General features: G+C 72.7%; 18 protein-coding genes. 5 read left to right on the plus strand and 13 right to left on the minus strand.

The genetic code is table 11. The annotated features are described in order from the left end of the window. Window positions 1–22: 22 nt before the first annotated feature. Entirely contained in the window at window positions 23–676 is a 654-nt protein-coding gene (locus ACIQVZ_RS06135; RefSeq protein WP_402447547.1) for an MBL fold metallo-hydrolase, read from the plus strand. 107 nt (window positions 677–783) lie between these two features. Here ACIQVZ_RS06135 and ACIQVZ_RS06140 read toward each other — a convergent pair whose 3' ends face one another. From ACIQVZ_RS06140 to zapE, 5 genes are all read right to left on the minus strand, one after another. Beyond that, entirely contained in the window at window positions 784–1,782 is a 999-nt protein-coding gene (locus tag ACIQVZ_RS06140) for a TerC family protein (RefSeq protein WP_402447548.1), read from the minus strand. Window positions 1,783–2,048: 266 nt separating this feature from the next. Then, window positions 2,049–2,627 (minus strand): TerD family protein, encoded by a 579-nt coding sequence (locus ACIQVZ_RS06145; protein WP_350885816.1) that lies wholly within the window; start codon window positions 2,625–2,627, stop codon window positions 2,049–2,051. A 282-nt stretch (window positions 2,628–2,909) separates the two neighbouring features. Continuing rightward, entirely contained in the window at window positions 2,910–5,003 is a 2,094-nt protein-coding gene (uvrB, locus tag ACIQVZ_RS06150; RefSeq protein WP_350885818.1) for an excinuclease ABC subunit UvrB, read from the minus strand. Window positions 5,004–5,046: 43 nt separating this feature from the next. Then, window positions 5,047–5,325 carry a helix-turn-helix domain-containing protein gene (locus ACIQVZ_RS06155; RefSeq protein ID WP_402447550.1) on the minus strand — a complete coding sequence of 93 codons (279 nt, stop codon included), beginning with the start codon at window positions 5,323–5,325 and terminating at the stop codon, window positions 5,047–5,049. A gap of 159 nt (window positions 5,326–5,484) precedes the next feature. Next, a complete protein-coding gene (zapE, locus tag ACIQVZ_RS06160; RefSeq protein WP_350885869.1) occupies window positions 5,485–6,531 on the minus strand; it encodes a cell division protein ZapE in 1,047 nt (348 codons plus the stop codon). Window positions 6,532–6,633: 102 nt separating this feature from the next. Here zapE and ACIQVZ_RS06165 point away from each other — a divergent pair, with 102 nt between their 5' ends. From ACIQVZ_RS06165 to msrB, 4 genes are all read left to right on the plus strand, one after another. After that, window positions 6,634–7,401, plus strand: coding sequence for a pyrimidine reductase family protein (locus ACIQVZ_RS06165; RefSeq protein ID WP_350885820.1), 768 nt, complete (start codon window positions 6,634–6,636; stop codon window positions 7,399–7,401). 66 nt (window positions 7,402–7,467) lie between these two features. Next, the gene (locus tag ACIQVZ_RS06170; protein WP_350885822.1) at window positions 7,468–7,929 is read left to right on the plus strand and encodes an indole-3-glycerol phosphate synthase; all 462 of its coding nucleotides are present in this window, start codon (window positions 7,468–7,470) and stop codon (window positions 7,927–7,929) included. A gap of 104 nt (window positions 7,930–8,033) precedes the next feature. Next, window positions 8,034–9,464 carry a UDP-N-acetylmuramate--L-alanine ligase gene (gene murC / locus ACIQVZ_RS06175; protein WP_402447552.1) on the plus strand — a complete coding sequence of 477 codons (1,431 nt, stop codon included), beginning with the start codon at window positions 8,034–8,036 and terminating at the stop codon, window positions 9,462–9,464. 22 nt (window positions 9,465–9,486) lie between these two features. Continuing rightward, a complete protein-coding gene (msrB, locus tag ACIQVZ_RS06180) occupies window positions 9,487–9,891 on the plus strand; it encodes a peptide-methionine (R)-S-oxide reductase MsrB (protein WP_063349491.1) in 405 nt (134 codons plus the stop codon). A 141-nt stretch (window positions 9,892–10,032) separates the two neighbouring features. Here msrB and ACIQVZ_RS06185 read toward each other — a convergent pair whose 3' ends face one another. The 8 genes from ACIQVZ_RS06185 to ACIQVZ_RS06220 all read right to left on the minus strand — a co-directional run bounded on the left by ACIQVZ_RS06185 (window position 10,033) and on the right by ACIQVZ_RS06220 (window position 17,581). Beyond that, a complete protein-coding gene (locus ACIQVZ_RS06185; RefSeq protein ID WP_350885828.1) occupies window positions 10,033–11,223 on the minus strand; it encodes a cytochrome P450 in 1,191 nt (396 codons plus the stop codon). Beyond that, window positions 11,220–11,855, minus strand: a complete 636-nt coding sequence (locus tag ACIQVZ_RS06190; protein ID WP_402447715.1) for a GTP-binding protein — start codon at window positions 11,853–11,855, stop codon at window positions 11,220–11,222. Before ACIQVZ_RS06190 ends, ACIQVZ_RS06185 begins: the two co-directional genes overlap by 4 nt. 55 nt (window positions 11,856–11,910) lie before the next feature. Next, on the minus strand, window positions 11,911–12,264 hold the full coding sequence (locus ACIQVZ_RS06195) for a DUF742 domain-containing protein (protein WP_350885830.1): 354 nt from the start codon (window positions 12,262–12,264) through the stop codon (window positions 11,911–11,913). After that, window positions 12,261–12,692, minus strand: coding sequence for a roadblock/LC7 domain-containing protein (locus tag ACIQVZ_RS06200; protein WP_063349487.1), 432 nt, complete (start codon window positions 12,690–12,692; stop codon window positions 12,261–12,263). Before ACIQVZ_RS06200 ends, ACIQVZ_RS06195 begins: the two co-directional genes overlap by 4 nt. Further along, complete coding sequence (locus ACIQVZ_RS06205) at window positions 12,689–14,545, minus strand: ATP-binding protein (RefSeq protein ID WP_402447558.1); 1,857 nt, start codon at window positions 14,543–14,545, stop codon at window positions 12,689–12,691. Before ACIQVZ_RS06205 ends, ACIQVZ_RS06200 begins: the two co-directional genes overlap by 4 nt. A 60-nt stretch (window positions 14,546–14,605) precedes the next feature. Further along, window positions 14,606–15,619 (minus strand): MBL fold metallo-hydrolase, encoded by a 1,014-nt coding sequence (locus ACIQVZ_RS06210; RefSeq protein ID WP_350885834.1) that lies wholly within the window; start codon window positions 15,617–15,619, stop codon window positions 14,606–14,608. Between the two features lie 121 nt (window positions 15,620–15,740). Next, window positions 15,741–16,544, minus strand: a complete 804-nt coding sequence (locus ACIQVZ_RS06215) for a hypothetical protein (RefSeq protein ID WP_350885836.1) — start codon at window positions 16,542–16,544, stop codon at window positions 15,741–15,743. A 116-nt stretch (window positions 16,545–16,660) separates the two neighbouring features. Continuing rightward, window positions 16,661–17,581, minus strand: coding sequence for a GNAT family N-acetyltransferase (locus ACIQVZ_RS06220; RefSeq protein ID WP_350885838.1), 921 nt, complete (start codon window positions 17,579–17,581; stop codon window positions 16,661–16,663). Window positions 17,582–17,837: the final 256 nt, after the last annotated feature.

Consider the following 17,837-nt stretch of genomic DNA (forward strand, 5'->3'; position numbering starts at 1 on the left):
TCACCGGACGAGGAGCGGACGGATGACGTACCACGGAGCGGTCAAGGTCGGCGGGCCGCCGGACGTGCGGGAGCTGGCGCACCTCATCATCACCAAGGTGGCCGTCGGCCCGTACGACAACAACGCCTACCTGCTGCGCTGCCGGGCCACCGACGAGCAGTTGCTGATCGACGCGGCCGCCGACGCCCCGGTGCTGCTGGAGACCGTCGGTGACGAGCTGGCCACCGTGGTCACCACCCACCGGCACCACGACCACTGGGCCGCGCTCGCCGAGGTGGTCGCCGTGACGGGGGCCCGCACCGCCGCCGGCGCGCACGACGCCGAGGGCGTCGACGTGCCCACCGAGCTGCTGCTCGCGGACGGCGACAAGCTGCGGGTCGGCGACGTGGAACTCACCGTCCGGCACCTGGTCGGACACACCCCGGGCGCGATCGTGCTGATCTACGACGACCCGCAGGGCCACCCGCACGTCTTCACCGGCGACTGCCTCTTCCCGGGCGGCGTCGGCAACACCTGGGGCGATGCGCAGGCCTTCACGAGCCTCTTCCGGGACGTCAACGAGAAGATCTTCGACGTCCTCCCGGACGAGGCCTGGGTCTACCCCGGCCACGGCAACGACACCACCCTCGGCGCCGAGCGCCCGCACCTCGACGAGTGGCGCGAGCGCGGCTGGTGACCTCGGCCTCCGGGCACCGGGCACCAAGCGCCGAGCACCGGGCACCGGGCACGACGAGGCCCCCACGACCCTTGCGGGTCGCGGGGGCCTCGGCCGTCACACGGGGGTCAGGCGTCCAGCTTCTGGGCCTCGCGCTCGGCCCGCTCCTGCTTCTTCGAGGCGATCAGGCTGGTCACGGTGGTGACGGCCAGCACGACCACGATGACGCCCAGCGAGAGCGGGATGCCGATCTCCGGCACGTTCGCGCCGGCCTCGTGCGCCGCGTGCAGCACCAGCTTCACGCCGATGAAGCCGAGGATCACCGACAGGCCGTACGACAGGTGGACCAGCTTCTTCAGCAGGCCGCCGATCAGGAAGTACAGCTGGCGCAGGCCCATCAGGGCGAAGGCGTTGGCGGTGAAGACGATGTACGGGTCCTGGGTGAGGCCGAAGATCGCCGGGATGGAGTCCAGCGCGAACAGCACGTCCGTGGTGCCGATCGCCAGCATCACGATCAGCATCGGGGTCATCAGCCGGCGGCCGTTCTCCCGGATGCTGCTCTTCTCCCTCACAAACAGCTTGGTGCCGTGGTACGTGTCGGTGGACGGGAAGCGCCGCTCGATCGACTTGAGCAGGCGGTTCTCCTCGAACTCGTCCTCCTCCTCGCCGGCCCGGGCCTCCTTGATCAGCTTCCAGGCGGTCCAGATCAGGAAGGCGCCGAAGATGAAGAACACCCAGGAGAACTGGGTGACCAGCGCCGCGCCACCGGCGATGAAGACCGCCCGCAGCACCAGCGCGATGATCACACCGAACATCAGCACGCGCTGCTGGTAGATCCTCGGCACCGCGAACTTGCCCATGATCAGGATGAAGACGAACAGGTTGTCGACACTGAGCGACTTCTCGGTGATGTAACCGGCGAAGAACTCACCGGCCGGCTGCGCGCCGGAGTGCCACCAGAGGAACCCGCCGAAGATCAGCGCCAGCACGATCCAGACCGCGGTCCAGACCCCGGCCTCCTTGATCGAGACCTCGTGCGGCTTGCGCCCTCCGATGAAGAAGTCCGCCACGATCAGTGCGATCAGCACACCGATCGTGGTGACCCACATGGCTACGGAAACGTCCACTACTGCTCCTCCGGCAGGTAGGCGAGACAGTCATCGTCACTGCCGGAGGTCTCTTCCGCCCGTCGGGCCCGCTCTCGGGGCATCCGCACGGACCAGCGCCCCGGGGCGCCACTCGTGGGCGCCCGTGATGACGGGGACGACTGCGGGGGAATACTCCCCTCCGCTGCCATCGAGAGTAACAGGAAGCCCAAAGAAAGGTAAAGAAGGTAAAGAACCATCAGGGACGCCGTCCTCGGCGCCCGTCGGAGATGCCGCCGGAGGTGCCGTCAGAGGTACGGCTCGATCGCCGGCAGCAGGTCCTGGAAGGTCCGCCCCTTGGCCGGCGCACCGATCGCCTGCATCTCCCAGCCACCGGCCCCGTCCCGGAACACCTTCGCCATGATCTGCCCGGTGTGCGGCCCTCCCCCGGCCAGCTCGTACCGGGCCAGCTCCTCGCCCGTGGTCTCGTCCACCAGCCGGCAGTGCGCGCCCCGCACCTCCGCGAAGGTCTGCCCGGTGTACGAGCTCACCGTGAACACCACCTGGGTGATGTGCGCCGGCACGTGCAGCAGGTCCACCAGGATCGCCTCGTCGTCCTCCGTGCCCGAGCCGCCCTCCAGATTGTCCCCGGTGTGCCGGACGGAGCCGTCCGTACTCTCCAGGTGCTGGAAGAACACCACGTCGGACGGTGTCTTCTCGGCGTACAGGAGCGCCGACGCGTCCAGGTCGATCGTCCTGGTACGGCTGCCGAACAGGCCCCGCTTCGGCGCGGCCTGCCAGCCGAGCCCCATCCGGACCACGGTCAACGCGCCGCCCGGCCCCTTCTGGAGACTGACCCGCTGTCCCTTGGCAAGGTTCACCGACACGGCGTTGCCCTCTCTACCTGGCCACGCGGTCGCTCCCCGCGCGGCGCCACGGTGGAACACCCCGTGCCGTCCCCCGGCTGAGGCCCCCTGTTGCTGTCGCACCACCCCGTCCCGAGGTCGATGCCGCAGGCCAGCCTAGGGCCTGCGGCACCCCGCGCCTCCCGGCGGTCGCCGCATTGTGGCAAGGCTGAGACGCCGCCGGGCTTGACCGGTGTCACACCGGCCCGGCCCGACGGCCGCCTCGACCCGCCTCAGGCCCCCGCCGGCCCCCTCGGACCCCGCTCAGGCCACGCCGGCCTCCCGCATCTGGCGCAGCTCCCGCTTCAGCTCCTTCACCTCGTCGCGCAGCCGGGCCGCGACCTCGAACTGGAGGTCGGCGGCGGCCGCGTGCATCCGGTCCGTCATCGACTGGATCAGCTCCGCCAGCTCGGCGGCCGGCAGGCTCTCGCCCTGCTTGCGCTCCATGCCCAGGGCCGGCACCGGGGCCTTGCCCTTCCCGGCGGCCCCGCGGTAGCCGGTGGACAGCAGCTCGTCGGTGTCCACGTCCTCGCGGGCGAGGGTGTCCAGGATGTCGCCGATCTTCTTCCGCAGCGGCTGCGGGTCGATCCCGTGCTTCTTGTTGTACGCCTGCTGCACCACCCGCCGGCGGTTGGTCTCGTCGATCGCCTTCTCCATCGACGGGGTGATCCGGTCCGCGTACATGTGCACCTGGCCCGAGACGTTTCGGGCGGCGCGCCCGATCGTCTGGATCAGCGAGGTGCCGGAGCGCAGGAAGCCCTCCTTGTCCGCGTCCAGGATCGCGACCAGAGACACCTCCGGCAGGTCCAGGCCCTCGCGCAGCAGGTTGATGCCGACCAGCACGTCGTACCTGCCCGCGCGCAGCTCGCGCAGCAGCTCCACCCGGCGCAGGGTGTCCACGTCGCTGTGCAGGTACCGGACCCGGATGTCCAGCCCGAGCATGTAGTCGGTGAGGTCCTCGGCCATCTTCTTGGTCAGCGTGGTCACCAGGACGCGCTCGTCCCGCTCCACCCGCTTGCGGACCTCGTGCACCAGGTCGTCGATCTGGCCCTCGGTCGGCTTGACGATCACCTCCGGGTCGATCAGACCGGTCGGGCGGATGATCTGCTCGACCTGGCCGTCGCCGCGGGACAGCTCGTACGGGCCGGGCGTCGCCGACAGGTACACCGTCTGGCCGATCCGCCCCAGGAACTCCTCCCACTTCAGCGGGCGGTTGTCCATCGCGGAGGGCAGCCGGAAGCCGTGCTCCACCAGGGTGCGCTTGCGCGAGGCGTCGCCCTCGTACATCGCGCCGATCTGCGGGACGGTGACGTGCGACTCGTCGATGACCAGGAGGAAGTCCTCCGGGAAGTAGTCGAGCAGGGTGTTCGGCGGGGAGCCGGGCTCGCGGCCGTCGAAGTGCATCGAGTAGTTCTCGACGCCCGAGCAGGTGCCGATCTGGCGCAGCATCTCGATGTCGTAGGTGGTGCGCATACGCAGCCGCTGGGCCTCCAGCAGCTTGCCCTGCTTCTCCTGCCGGGCGAGCGTCTCCTCCAACTCCTTCTCGATGCCGGTGATCGCCCGCTCCATGCGCTCCGGGCCGGCCACGTAGTGCGAGGCGGGGAAGACGTACACCGACTCGTCCTGGCTGATGATCTCGCCGGTCAGCGGGTGCAGGGTGTACAGCGCCTCGATCTCGTCGCCGAACATCTCGATCCGGACGGCCAGCTCCTCGTAGACCGGGAAGATCTCGATGGTGTCGCCGCGGACCCGGAAGGTGCCCCGGGTGAACGCCACGTCGTTGCGGGCGTACTGGATGTCCACGAAGCGGCGCAGCAGGACGTCCCGGTCGATCTCCTCGCCGACCTTGAGCGGGACCATCCGGTCCACGTACTCCTGCGGGGTGCCGAGGCCGTAGATGCAGGACACCGACGCGACCACGATCACGTCCCGCCTGGTCAGCAGCGAGTTGGTCGCCGAGTGCCGCAGCCGCTCGACCTCCTCGTTGATCGAGGAGTCCTTCTCGATGTAGGTGTCCGTCTGCGGGACGTACGCCTCGGGTTGGTAGTAGTCGTAGTACGAGACGAAGTACTCGACCGCGTTGTTCGGCAGCAGCTCGCGGAACTCGTTCGCCAGCTGGGCGGCCAGCGTCTTGTTCGGCGCCATCACCAGGGTGGGCCGCTGCAGCCGCTCGATCATCCAGGCCGTGGTGGCCGACTTCCCGGTACCGGTGGCACCGAGCAGGACGACGTCCTTCTCCCCACCCTTGATCCGCCGCTCCAGATCGGCGATCGCCGCCGGCTGGTCCCCGTTCGGCTGGAAGGGACTGACGACCTCGAAGGGCGCCACTGACCGCTCAATACTCGTGATGGGTCGCACGAGTCCACCGTACGACCCACCACCGACAAGCGGTGCGGCTCCCTCAGGCCGCGTACCCCTCGAACCTCATGGCGGGCTCGTGGGCCGGGTCGATGCGGACGACCGAGTCGAAGGCGGCGGCGAGGCGTTCGATCAGCGGCAGGGTCGGATCGACGCCGCTCTCCTCGATGCTCTCGACCGTCGCCTCGTCCAGCCCGGACCGCTCCGCGAGTTCGGCGAGCGTCCAGCCGAGAGCGGAGCGGCGGGCGTACACGGCCTCGGCCAGCGCCATCCGCCGCCCGGCCGCCCGGTACTGCTCGCTCTCCCGATGCTCCGGCGGCACGACCCACCGCGTGTGATAACCGCTGCTCACCGCTGCTCCTCCCGGTCGTAGACGTCGTGGTCGGCGGCGGGCAGATGCTCGGCCTCACCCGCCACCGGCCATGCGTCCCCCCTCTGCTCCGCCAGGGAGCAACGCCCGGCCGGGGCGGGGGTTACGGGGTCAGGTCTTCGCGCTGTCGCGGGCGAGGGCCACCAGGCGGGAGATGGCGCGGAGGTACTTCTTGCGGTAGCCGCCGCGGAGCATGTCGTCGGGGAAGACCTGGTCGAAGGGGAGGCCGGAGGCGGTGATGGGGAGCTCGCGGTCGTACATGCGGTCGGCGAGGACGACCAGGCGCAGGGCGGTGGACTGGTCGTCGACCTGGCGGACGCCGCGCAGGCAGACGGCGGTGACGTCGTCGAGCAGCGCGCCGTAGCGGCTGGGGTGGACGGCGGAGAGGTGGGCGAGGAGGGTGTCGAAGTCGTCGAGGGAGGCGCCGGGGGTGCGGGCGGCGACGGCGTCGACGGCCGCGTCGGGGTAGGGCGGCGGGGCGTCCGGGAGGCCGCGGTGGCGGTAGTCCTGGCCGTCGATCCGCATCGGGCGGAAGTGCGCGGACAGGCCCTGGATCTCGCGCAGGAAGTCGGCGGCGGCGAAGCGGCCCTCGCCGAGCTTCTCCGGCAGGGTGTTCGAGGTGGCGCAGAGCTTGACGCCGTTGTCGACGAGGCGACCGAGCAGCGTGGAGACCAGGACGGTGTCGCCCGGGTCGTCGAGCTCGAACTCGTCGATGCACAGCAGCGTGTGCCCGGAGAGGGTCCGGACGGCCTGCTGGAAGCCGAGCGCACCGACCAGGTTGGTCAGCTCGACGAAGGTGCCGAAGGCCTTGGGGCCCGGGGCCGCGTGCCAGAGCGAGGCGAGCAGGTGGGTCTTGCCGACGCCGTAGCCGCCGTCGAGGTACACGCCGGCCGGGCCGGTGGGCGCCGGGGCGGAGCGGCGGAACCAGCTGCGCTTGGGTGCGGAACCGTTTCCCCCGCCGAGGGTGGTGGCGAACTGCTCCAGGACCTGGACGGCCTCGTACTGGCTGGGCTGGTTCGGGTCCGGAATGTACGTTCCGAAGCTCACGTCGGAGAACCGGGGCGGCGGGACCATCTCGGCGACCAGCCGCTCGGCGGGCACGACGGGGCGGCGGTCGGCGAGCGCGATCGGGGAGCCGGCCGCGCTCGCGGCGGCTATGGACTCGGTCGCGGTGTCGGGGCGGGGGGCTGCTGGCACGTTAGTAGAGGGTACGCCTGGTGCGGAGCCCCTCGGGACGGCGGCCGGTGGAAGACTGAGGGCATGCAACAGTTGATCAGCCCGCTGGGCGAGCCGGTCGCCGACCCGGCCTCGCTGGAGTCGCTCGCCGCCGTCTACGCCTACCCCGACCAGGTGAATCGGGGGCGGCCCTGGCTGCGCGCCAACATGGTGGCCGGGCTGGACGGCGGGGCGAGGTTGGAGGGCCTCTCGGAGGGCCTGTCCGGGGACGCCGACAAGCGGATCTTCGGTGTGCTGCGCGCGCTGTCGGACGTGGTGCTGGTGGGCGCGGAGACGGTCCGCGCGGAGGGCTACCGGCCGGCCCGGGCCCGGGCCGAGTTCGCGGCGGCGCGGGCGGCGGCCGGGCAGGCCCCGGCTCCGGCGATCGCGATCGTGAGCCGCTCGCTGACCCTGGACCTGACCGCGCCGCTGTTCACCGCCCCGCTGGTCAGGACGGTGGTGATCACCACCGCGGACGCGCCCGAGGAGCGGCGCCGGGCGGTCGCCGAGGTGGCCGACCTGGTGCTCGCCGGGGAGGGGTCGGTGGACCTGCGGGCGGGCGTGTCGGCGCTGGCGGAGCGGGGCTGGACGCGGTTGCTGAGCGAGGGCGGCCCGCGGCTGCTGGGGCAGCTGGCGGCGGCCGGTCTGCTGGACGAGTTGTGCCTGTCGCTGGCTCCGCTGATCACGGGCGGCGACGCGCCGCGCATCATCCGCGATGCGGAAATGCCTGACGTGCAGCGGATGCGGCTGGTCTCATTGATCGAGCAGAAAGGATTCCTCTTCACCCGCTACCTGCGTCCGCCGACCCCGTGACCGACGGGTCGTGATCCCGTTAATGCGATGCCGGGGCCCGGGGGCCGGCCACTGGAAGGGACTCACGTGTTCAAGACGGTACTGATGATCGAAAAGGCTCTCTCCGACGCGGACGTGGAACTCGTCACCACGCTCCACAGCGACGAGAAGGTCTCCTTCGTCGTCCTAATGCAGCCGCGCGGCAAGCAGGACGAGCTGCTGCGGGCGCTGGACGACGTGGCGCTCGGCCACCTCGACAAGGTGGTGCACGAGCACGACGAGTCCGAGTCCGGGCCGACGGTGGCCTCCGAGTCGCTCGAACACAGCCTGCGCCACCTGCGCGCCGCCGGGGCCGAGGCGGTCGGCGAGCTGGTCGAGGAGAAGCCCCTGGACCGGCTGCGGGCGGCGGTCGAGGAGCACCGCGCGGACGAGGTGGTGGTGCTCACCTCCCCGCACTTCGTGGAGGAGTTCTTCCACCGCGACTGGGCCTCCCAGGCCCGGCACAAGGTGGGGGTCCCGGTGCTGCGGCTGTTCGCCAGCGACTCCTAGGGATCCCGGCCGGTGGTGCAGAATCGTCCTTGCGGTCCGCCCGCGAGGACGATTCGCCATCCCGTCCGCCCGACCATTCCGCCCCCGCCCTACGGAGCCCCGCCTTGAACGACGCCGCGCACGACCTGCACGCCCCGCACTTCATCGGCATCGGCGGCGCCGGGATGTCCGGCCTGGCGAAGATCCTCGCGGTGCGCGGCGCCAGCGTCTCCGGCAGCGACTCCAAGGAGTCCGAGACCGTCCTCGCGCTGCGCGCCCTCGGCGCGACCGTGCACGTCGGCCACGCCGCCGAGCACGTGCCGGACGGCACCAGCAGCGTGGTGGTCTCCAGCGCGATCCGCGCCGACAACCCGGAGCTGGTCGCCGCCCACGAGCGCGGCATCCCGGTGGTGCACCGCTCCGACGCGCTGGCCGCCCTGATGGGCGGCCGCCGGGCGCTGGCGGTGGCCGGCACCCACGGCAAGACCACCACCACCAGCATGCTCGCCGTCGCCCTCGGCGAACTGGGTCTGGACCCGTCCTACGCGATCGGCGGCGACCTCGACACGCCCGGCTCCAACGCCCACCACGGCGCCGGCGAGATCTTCGTCGCCGAGGCCGACGAGAGCGACCGCAGCTTCCACAAGTACGCGCCCGAGGTGGCGATCGTGCTCAACGTGGAGCTGGACCACCACGCCAACTACGCCTCGATCGAGGAGATCTACGAGTCCTTCGAGACCTTCGTCGGCCGGATCACCCCCGGCGGCACCCTGGTGGTCTCCGCCGACCACGACGGCGCCCGCGAGCTGACCGCCCGGGTGGCCGGCCGCGAGGGCCTCACCGTGGTGACCGTCGGCGCCGCCGAGGACGCCGACGTCCGGGTCCGCTCGGTGGTCGCCCGCGGCATGACCAGCGAGGTCACCGTCGAGCTGGACGGCGCCGAGCTGTCCTTCACCGTCTCGGTGCCCGGCCGGCACTACGCGCACAACGCGGTCGCCGCGCTGGCCGCCGGCGTCGCGCTGGGCGTCCCGGCCGCCGACCTGGCCAAGGCCCTCGGCGCCTACACCGGCGTGCGGCGCCGCCTCCAGCTCAAGGGCGAGGCCGGCGGCGTCCAGGTGATCGACTCCTACGCCCACCACCCCACCGAGATGACCGCCGACCTGGAGGCGATCCGGGAGGGCCTGGAGGGCGAGGGCCGGGTGCTGGTGGTCTTCCAGCCGCACCTGTTCAGCCGCACCCAGCAGCTCGCCGAGGAGATGGGCCAGGCCCTGGCGCTGGCCGACGCCTCGGTGGTGCTGGACATCTACCCGGCCCGCGAGGACCCGATCCCCGGCGTGACCAGCGAGCTGATCATCGACGCCGCCCACCGGGCCGGCGCCGACGTCACCGCCGAGCACTCCTTCGCCGCCGCCCCCGCCGTGCTGGCCGGCCTGGCCCGCCCCGGCGACCTGCTGCTCACCATGGGCGCCGGCGACGTCACCAACCTGGGCCCCGCCATCCTGGACGAGATCCGGGGAAGCGTGCAGCACCTCTCGAACGTTGCCTCCAACGTCTGACGTACCCCGACCGGGAGCCGTGATGAGCTACGAGATCGAGAAGACCGAGGCCGAGTGGCGGGACGAGCTGAGCCCCGAGGAGTACCACGTACTCCGCGAGGCCGGCACCGAGCGCCCGTTCACCGGTGAGTACACCGACACCAAGACCGTCGGCGTCTACGGCTGCCGGGCCTGCGGCGCGGAGCTGTTCAGCTCCGAGACCAAGTTCGACAGCCACTGCGGCTGGCCGTCGTACTACGCGCCGCTGGCCGGGGACCGGGTCCAGTACATCGAGGACACCACGCTCGGCATGCGCCGGGTCGAGGTGCGGTGCGCCCGCTGCGGCGGGCACCTGGGCCACGTCTTCGAGGGCGAGGGCTACGGCACGCCGACCGACCAGCGGTACTGCATCAACAGCGTCTCGCTGACGCTGAAGCCGGCCGAGTAGCGTCGGCCGGTCGCACCGCGAGGGCCCGGGTCTCCGTACGGACGGACACCCGGGCCCTCGCGCGTGCCGGGCCGCCGGGGCTCGGGCCGTCGGGGCTCAGGCCAGCAGGGTTCGGGCCGTCGGGGCTCAGTCTGTCGGGGCTCAGGCCGTCGGGGCGAAGCGGACCGGGAGGTGGACCAGGGCCCGGTGGAACGGGCCGGGGCGCCAGAGCAGGTCATCGGCCGGCATGGCCAGTTCCAGGTCGCTGAGCCGGCTGGTCAGCTGCTCGATCGCGGTGATCGCGATCAGCAGCGCCGGGTCGCGGGCCGGGCAGCCGTGCGGGCCGGCCGCCCAGGCCAGGTGGGCGCTCTCGCCGCTGCGCAGCTCGGTGCCGTCGGTGGGCGGCGCGGCCTGCGAGTTGGCGGCCGCGTAGGAGACCAGCACCAGGGTGCCGGCCGGGATCTCCCGGCCGTGGAAGGTGATGTCGTAGCGCGGGTAGTGGGCGGAGAGGTTGGCCAGGGGCGGCTCGTGCCAGAGCACCTCGTCGATCGCCTGGTAGGCGGTCATCGCGCCGCCGATGAGGGAGCCGGCGTAGCGGGCGTCGGTGAGCAGGCGCAGCAGGGCGTTGCCGATCAGGTTGGTGGTCGGCTCGTGTCCGGCGATCATGGTGAGGGTGATCTGCCGGATCACCTCGTCGTCCTCCAGCCCGGCCGGGTGGGTGACGAACCAGGAGGTGAGGTCGTGCCGGGGCCGCTCGCGCCGCTCGGCGACCATGGCGGTGACCACCGCGACGAGGTCCCCGTACGCGACGACGGCCTTCTCGGTGGACTCGATCATCCCGGCGATCCCGGCGACCAGCCGGGCGCTGTGCTCCTCGGGCACGCCGAACCAGGTGGTGAGGACGAAGGCCGGCAGCTGGCGGGCGTACTCGGCGATCAGGTCGGCGGTGCCGGCCGCCTCGAAGCGGTCGACCAGTTGGTGGGCGACCTCGGCGACCCGGCGCTGGAGCCGGTGCGGTTCGAGCAGGGCGAGGCCGTCGGTGATCACCGCGCGGTAGCGGGCGTGCACCTCGCCGTCGCTGAACAGGGCGGTCGGGCGGTAGCCGAGCACCGGCAGCAGCGGGTTGTCGGGGGCGACGGTGCGCTGCCAGGCACGGGAGTCCTTGGAGAAGGTGTCGGTGTCGCGCAGCAGGTCCAGGGCGGCCTGGTAGTCGGTGACCAGCAGGGCCTCGACGCCGGGCGCGATCTCCACCGGGGCGACCGCGCCGTAGCGGCGCAGCCGGTCGTAGACCAGCTGCGGGTCGGCGGCGAAGACCGGGCCGTAGATCGGGGTCGGGCGGGTGTCGGTGGTCACGGGCGCTCCTCGGCGGCAGGGGCGGCAGGGACGGCAGGGACGGCAGGGGCGGCAGGGACGGTCGCTGCCGGAACGGCGGGTTCGGCGGCGTCCGCGGGGGCGGTGGGCAGGCCGTCGAGGACGTGCTCGGCCAGCGCGATCAGCGCGTCCAGGCTGGCCCCGCGCTCGCGGGCGTCACAGAGCAGCAGCGGGGTGGTGGGGTGCAGGTCCAGGTGGGCGCGCAGCACCTCGATCGAGTGGACCGGCGCGTCCGGGAAGCAGTTGACGGCGACGGCGTAGGGCAGGCCCTGCTCCTCGACCATGTCCATGATCTCGAAGGAGTCGGCGAGCCGGCGGGTGTCGGCGAGCACCAGCGCGCCGAGGGCGCCGCGGGCGATGTCCTGCCAGAGCGGGAAGAAGCGGCGCTGGCCGGGGGTGCCGAACATGTAGAGCACGAGGTTGCCGGGCAGGGTCAGCCGGCCGAAGTCGACGGCGACCGTGGTGGTGGCCTTCTCGGGCAGGCCGGCCAGGTCGTCCACCGGCCGTCCGGTCTCGGTCATCGCCTCCTCGGTGTGCAGGGTGGCGATCTCGGAGAGGGTGCGGATGAGCGTCGTCTTGCCGACCCCGAACGGGCCGGCCACCACCAGCTTCATCAGCGTCTGGTCCCGGTCGGGCAGGTAGCCCACCCGGCTCGGCCGGTCGGCCGGGCTACCGGAGCGCACGGAGTCCAACGAGGAGCCTCTCGACGATGGAGCGGTCGGTCTGCTGGGCGCGCGGGATCGGCGCGCGGGCGCGCAGGCAGCCCGCCTCGACCAGGTCGGCCGCGAGGAAGACGGTGGCGCTGACCGGCAGGCGCAGGTGCGCGGCGGCCTCCACCACGGTCAGCGCGCCGGGGCGCAGCAGTTCCCAGAGCCGCTGGTGTTCGGGTTCCAGCTCACGGGGCGGTTCGACGCGGTCCGCGAACAGCACGGTGAGCCGGTCGAAGCCGGCGGTGCCGGGGCGGCTGCGTCCGCCGGTGGCCAGGTAGGCGGGCACCATCCGCCTGCGGGGTACGGCGGTCATGATCGGACGGTGGTGTCCTGCTGCCGGGTCGGACTCGCGAGGGCACGGCCCAGGGCGGCGACCTGTACCTGCATCTGGTAGGCCACATTGCCGAGTTGGGCCTCCGGGGAGGTGAACACGGCGAGCGAGGTGTTCTCCCCGGCCGGGACGACGACGGCGTAGCCGAGGTCGGACTCGACGACGGTCTGGGCCAGCCGGGGCCGTTCGGTGTCGGTGAAGGCGCTGGTGAACGCTCGGGCGGCGGCGTGCACGGTGGCGGTCATCGCGGCGACCCGCTCGGCGGAGGCGCGGTCGAGCCCGTCCGAGGCTCCCTCGACGAGGCCGTCACCGGTGGCGATGACCGCGTGCAGCACCCCCGGCAGTTCCAGCAGCGGGGTCAGCACCCACGAGATCTCGTCGGTGGTGGTCGGGCTGGGCGTGCTGGTCACTGCTCGGCTCCTTCGGGGGTCGGGGCGGTCAGGCGGACGGTGGTGCGGGCAGCGGCGTCGCGGGCGGCCGCGGTCGGGCCGGTCCCGCCGGTCGTGCCGGTCTCAGCGGTCGGGCCGGTCCCGCCGGTCGTGCCGGTCTCAGCGGTCGTGCTGGTCCCGCCCGTCGCGCTGGTCTCGCGGGCGGCCTGCGCCACGGCGGCGCGGCCGGAGTCGGTGCCCTCCTGGAGCGCCTGCCAGTGGGCGGCGGCGCGCTCGGGCGTCCGCTCGGGGGCCCGGGCGGGCGGCTCGGCCGGTGCGGCGGACGGCCGGGCGGCGGGCTCGGGTGCGCCGGGGCCGTCGGCGGTGACCGGCCGGCGGCGTCGCCTGCTGGGCAGGCCGGTGCCGTCGTCGACCGGGTCGGCGGGGCCGGGCGGCGCGTCGGGCACCGCGTGGATGACGGGCGCGGGGTGCGGGCCCGGCTGGTTGTGCCGGTCGGCGAGCGGGGGCGGCCCGTCGTCCTCGTCGGCGTCCCGCATCGGCGGGACGGCCTGGACGGTGGGCGCGGGGGCCGGGCCCGCGCCGGCCCGCAGCGGCAGCGGGGTGAGCACCGACAGCGGCTGCTCGTCGTCGACGACGGTCACCAGCGCGGCCGGGATGCGCAGGATGGTGCGCATCCCGCCGTACGGCGAGGGCTCGATGTGGCAGGAGAAGCCGTACTGGCGGGCCAGTTTGCCGATCACCGCGAAGCCGGTCTTGGGCGGGTTGCCGAGTTCGGTGAGCAGGACGTCGGGCGGGCCGGCCAGCAGTCGGCGGGCCCGGCGCAGCTGGTCATCGTCCATGCCGATGCCGCTGTCGTCGATGATCACCAGCGCGCCGCGGCCGCCCTGCTGGACGGTGACCGGGATGTCGGTCTCCGGGTGCGAGTAGGCGGAGGCGTTGGCGAGGAGTTCGGCGACGGTGATGGCCAGCGGCTCGGCGGCCCGGGCGACCACGGCGAGCCGCTGCTCGCGCAGGTGGTTGGCGACCTTGATCCGGGCGTAGCCGGGCACCCGGGAGAGCGCGCCGACCACCACTTCGGCGAGCGGCGAGTCGGTGCGGGCCAGGCCGGGCCAGGCTTCGCAGAGCACGGCGACGGTCTGGATCCGGCGCAGCGCGACCTCGTTGCGGAAGTCGACCTCCAGCAGCCGGGGATCGTCGTTGTCGTGCTGGAGCTGCTGGACCAGGCTCTGGATCTGGTAGAGCAGGGTCTGGATCCGGGAGGTGGCGCCGCGCATGGCGGCGCGGGCGGCGGCGTCGACGCGTTCGCGCTCGTCCGTGAGGGCGGCGGAGGCGGCGTCCAGGACGGACTGCAGCGCCCGGACGGCCTCGGGGCCGATGGCCTTCCCGTCCAGCGGGCCGACCAGCGGGGCGTTGGCGTGGCTGAGCCGGACGGCGGTGGCGGCGACCCGTTCCTGGGCGAGGTGGCCGATCTCGGCGAGCACGGCGGCGGTGCGCTCCTCGGCGGCGGTGAGCCGCTGTTCGGCCGCCGCGGCCCGGGTGCTCGCGGCGGCGGCCCGCTGGTCGGTCTCCCGGGTGACGTCCTCGGCGGCGCGGGCGCGGCTCTCGGCCTCCCGGGTGCGCTCCTCGGCGGCCCGGTAGCGGCTCTCGGCGTGGTGGGTCTCCTCGGTGGCGCGCCGGGCGGCCTCCTGCGCGTCGCGCAGTTGCTGCTCGGCGCGGGCCAGCCGGCCTTCGGCGGCGCGGGCGCGTTCCTCGCCGTGGCCGCGGGCGGTCTCGGCGGCGACCGCCCGGGTGAGGGCCCGGGCCCGGCCGCGGGCGAGCACGCCCGCCGTCGCGGCGGCGACCAGCGCCAGGGCGATCAGCGCGATCTGCGTCATCGAAGTCCTCGGAGTCCTCTGGGGGTCCGGCTGGTCGGCTGCTGCCGGGGCCGGTGGCGGTCAGCCCCGGGCGGCGGCGCGCGGGCGCGGGCTGCGGGCGGCGTCCTCGGCCAGTTCGCGGGCCACCTGGGCGACCTGGCCCATGGCCTCCAGGACGTTCGGCACCTCGGTGCCGTCCAGGTGCCGGTACTCGGCGGCGACGGTGAGCACCAGCCGCTCGGGCAGGCCGAGTTCGGGGTGGCGCTGCTCGGCTATCACCCGCCGGGCGGCGTCCAGCGCGGGGATCCCGGCGGTGTGCAGGGCGTGCGCGCGCTCCCGGACGTACGTCAGGTAGGCGATGTGGTGGCGGACGCCGTCGCGGTCGAGCACGGGGCCGTGGCCGGGGACGAAGATCTCGGCGCCGGTGGCCAGGATCCGCTCGCAGGCGGTGATCACGTTCTCCAGCGGGCCGGCCCAGTGCACCGGGTGGTCGCCGGGGTACTCGGGGGTCGAGCCGAAGATCACGTCGCCGGTGAAGACGGCGCGCTGGTACGGGAGGTGGACGATCAGGTCGCCGCCGGTGTGGGCGGCGGGCAGGCCGGTCACCTGCACCGGGTACTCCCCCACCCGCAGTTCGAGCTCGCCGGTGAAGACGGTGTCCGGGTGCACGGGGTCGGTGTCGGACCAGTCGAACCGTCCGAAGTGCTCCCTGAGGTAGCCGCCGAGCGGGGAGTCCGGGTCGCCGTTGACGACGAGGGCGTGCTGCTGCTGCGGGGTGGGTTCGTAGTGGATGTGCTCCAGCGCCTCGCGGGTGGAGATCACCTCGGCGTCCGGGACGACTCCGGCGCCCCACAGGTGGTCGCCGTTGGCGTGGGTGACGATCACCCGGTCGACCTCGACCCCGGCCGGCAGCAGGCGGCGGCTGGCGGCGAGGAACTCCCCGGCCAGGGTGGGGTCGTAGGGGGTGTCGATCCAGAGCGCGGTCTTCGCCGAGGCCAGCAGTCCGCAGTTGGCCAGGCCCCAGCCCCGCTTCGGGGGGAGCCACACGTACAGGTCCTCGGCAATCGCGCTCACGTTCGCACGGTTGATCGTCATGTGCGCGATTATGCCCAAAGTGTGTCAGGAGCGGGGCAAAACCTGTACGGCCGCGAGGAGTTGCTGCCCCAGACTCTCCCGAGCTGTCCGGTTTCGCCCCTCCTGGTCGAGACCAATCGTCTCAACCGTCGGGACGACCCGTGGACACCTCGCCCCGGAATCCCGACGGGACGTCGGACCGGGGCGCGGGCAGGGTGCGGCAGACCTCGACCGTGACGTCGACGGTGTCCAGGCCTATCACCCGCCCCTCCACCGCGACGAATCCTTTCTCCCCCGAGCGGAACAGCGCCGCCAGCGGGGAGTTGCGGCTCGCCGCGGTCAACGCCTCCACCGCCATCGCGGAGCCGAAGGCGAACACCCCGCAGAGCACGACGCAGGGCGCCTGCCGGGGCGTGCGGGTCACGAAGATGAAGCCGTGGTCGCGGATCAGCTCCCCGGCGGGGTTGTACAGCGCCTCGAAGGTCATTCCGCCCCACCGGGCACGGGCCTCGTCCGGGTACTCGATGGCGAAATCCGGGAACACCGCGTCCAGCACCCCGCCGGAATAGGAGTTGACGCTCGGGCCCCCGATCGAGAACGTCGGCATCCGCGGATCCTGCGCGCCGGCCACCACCAGCTCGATCGTCGCCTTCCGGTTGACCTTCCGCAGCAGGTCGGTGAGCCCCGCTATCGCCCTGGCCTCGGCCATCGGCATGAACAGCACGTTCTTCGGCCCGCGGCTGGTCAGCTGGCAGCCGTCCGTGGTGAAGGCGAACTCCGCGACCTCGATGCTCGGCGTGATGATCTGCACCCGGCTGTACGGGGCCAGCAGCGCCCGCAGGAAGCCGTAGCGCAGGAACAGTCTGGTCCGGGCGAGGGAGCGGGCCGCGAGGAAGCCGATCACGGCCGGAACCGATGCGATGAACACCTGGAGCAGGATCTCCATATCATCCCCACGGAGAAAGACTCGACCACGAACTGTGTGCCCTGGTTAAGTCCCCTCCGTGGCCGGAAATACCCCCCTCGCGGCAATTCCGACCGTCAGGATTGCCGCACCCGGCGTCACTTCAGGCGCTTGATCCCCTTGCGTTCCCCCGCGCACCGCTCGTACCCCAGCCACGCGTTGATCGCGAGCATCGGCGCATTGGTCTCGTCGTTCGAGGTGTACGCGCGCCGGTAGCCCGCCGCGGCCGCCAGGCGCAGCGACTCCAGCTTGGCCAGCTTGCTCAGCCCGCGCCCGCGGAACTCCCGGCGGCAGGCGGTGAACGCGGACCAGTAGCGGTCCACCCCGTCGGTCTGCGCCATGCTGAACGCGGCCGGTTCGCCGTCCACCACGGCGACGACGGTCAGCGCCCGGTCCAGGTCCGGCCGGGCCCAGTCGCCCCGCAGCCAGTCCTCGTACTCCAGGGCGTCCATCGGCACCTCGCCGGGCTCGTCCCGGGCGGCGTCCGCGTCGACCAGGAACAGCGGGCGCGGGTCGGCCGCCCAGTCGGTGGCCGGGCGCAGCTCGACGCCGGCCGGCCGTACGGGCGCCGGCGGCAGCGGCAGCGCCAAGTCACGTCCGCCGAACTGCGCCGCGCGCCCGAGCTCGTAACCCCGGGCGGCGGCGAAGGCCAGCGAGGCGGGCTCGTCGTCCAACCAGCTGTGCAGCTCGCTCACCCCGTGCCCGGCCAGGTGCCGTTCGGCCGCGGCCAGCAGGGCGGTGGCCGCGCCCCGCCGCCGGAACCGCGGCAGCACGCTGCCGTTGGCGTACCCGACGCCGGTGGTCGTCGTGCCGAGCACCACCGCACAGCGCACCGCGCCGACCACCCGGCCGTCCAGCTCGGCGACGAAGGTGCGGAAGTGCTCGCCCGGGCTCTGCCGGCCGTTCAGCCAGAGCAGGGCCTCTGCGGTCATCACCAGGTGCTCGCGCCCGGCCCGGTGGGCGGCGGCCACGGCCTCGGCGTCGGCGGGGCGGAAGTCACGGATCGTCAAAGAAGTCATGGGTTCCCACGCTAGCTCCGTTGCCCGTCCGGCGCCTTCGGATTTCCCCCTCGCCGATGCGCCTCACCTGCGGCAACGGCACCGGCTCGGGACCAAAGTCCCTCACCCCCGCAGCGGCAAGCTCAAATAATGCTCTGAGAAGACCGGGCGGGGCTTGGCAGCCGCCCCACCCGGGGACATCCTCAGCAACACGGCCGCGCGGTCCTGGCGACGAAGCCCGCACCACCGGGCGGCCTCCCCACCCGGCCCTCCGAAA

Origin of the sequence: Kitasatospora sp. NPDC098663 (assembly GCF_044760075.1) — a bacterium.
Lineage (GTDB): Bacteria > Actinomycetota > Actinomycetes > Streptomycetales > Streptomycetaceae > Kitasatospora.

Bases quoted from the DNA above. Each gene is read 5' to 3' on its own strand.
- ACIQVZ_RS06135 (WP_402447547.1), top strand. From the start codon at position 23: ATGACGTACCACGGAGCGGTCAAGGTCGGCGGGCCGCCGGACGTGCGG.
- ACIQVZ_RS06165 (WP_350885820.1), top strand. From the start codon at position 6,634: ATGCAACAGTTGATCAGCCCGCTGGGCGAGCCGGTCGCCGACCCGGCC.
- msrB (WP_063349491.1), top strand. From the start codon at position 9,487: ATGAGCTACGAGATCGAGAAGACCGAGGCCGAGTGGCGGGACGAGCTG.
- ACIQVZ_RS06190 (WP_402447715.1), bottom strand. From the start codon at position 11,855: ATGAAGCTGGTGGTGGCCGGCCCGTTCGGGGTCGGCAAGACGACGCTC.
- ACIQVZ_RS06195 (WP_350885830.1), bottom strand. From the start codon at position 12,264: ATGACCGCCGTACCCCGCAGGCGGATGGTGCCCGCCTACCTGGCCACC.
- ACIQVZ_RS06205 (WP_402447558.1), bottom strand. From the start codon at position 14,545: ATGACGCAGATCGCGCTGATCGCCCTGGCGCTGGTCGCCGCCGCGACG.
- ACIQVZ_RS06210 (WP_350885834.1), bottom strand. From the start codon at position 15,619: ATGACGATCAACCGTGCGAACGTGAGCGCGATTGCCGAGGACCTGTAC.
- ACIQVZ_RS06215 (WP_350885836.1), bottom strand. From the start codon at position 16,544: ATGGAGATCCTGCTCCAGGTGTTCATCGCATCGGTTCCGGCCGTGATC.
- ACIQVZ_RS06220 (WP_350885838.1), bottom strand. From the start codon at position 17,581: ATGACTTCTTTGACGATCCGTGACTTCCGCCCCGCCGACGCCGAGGCC.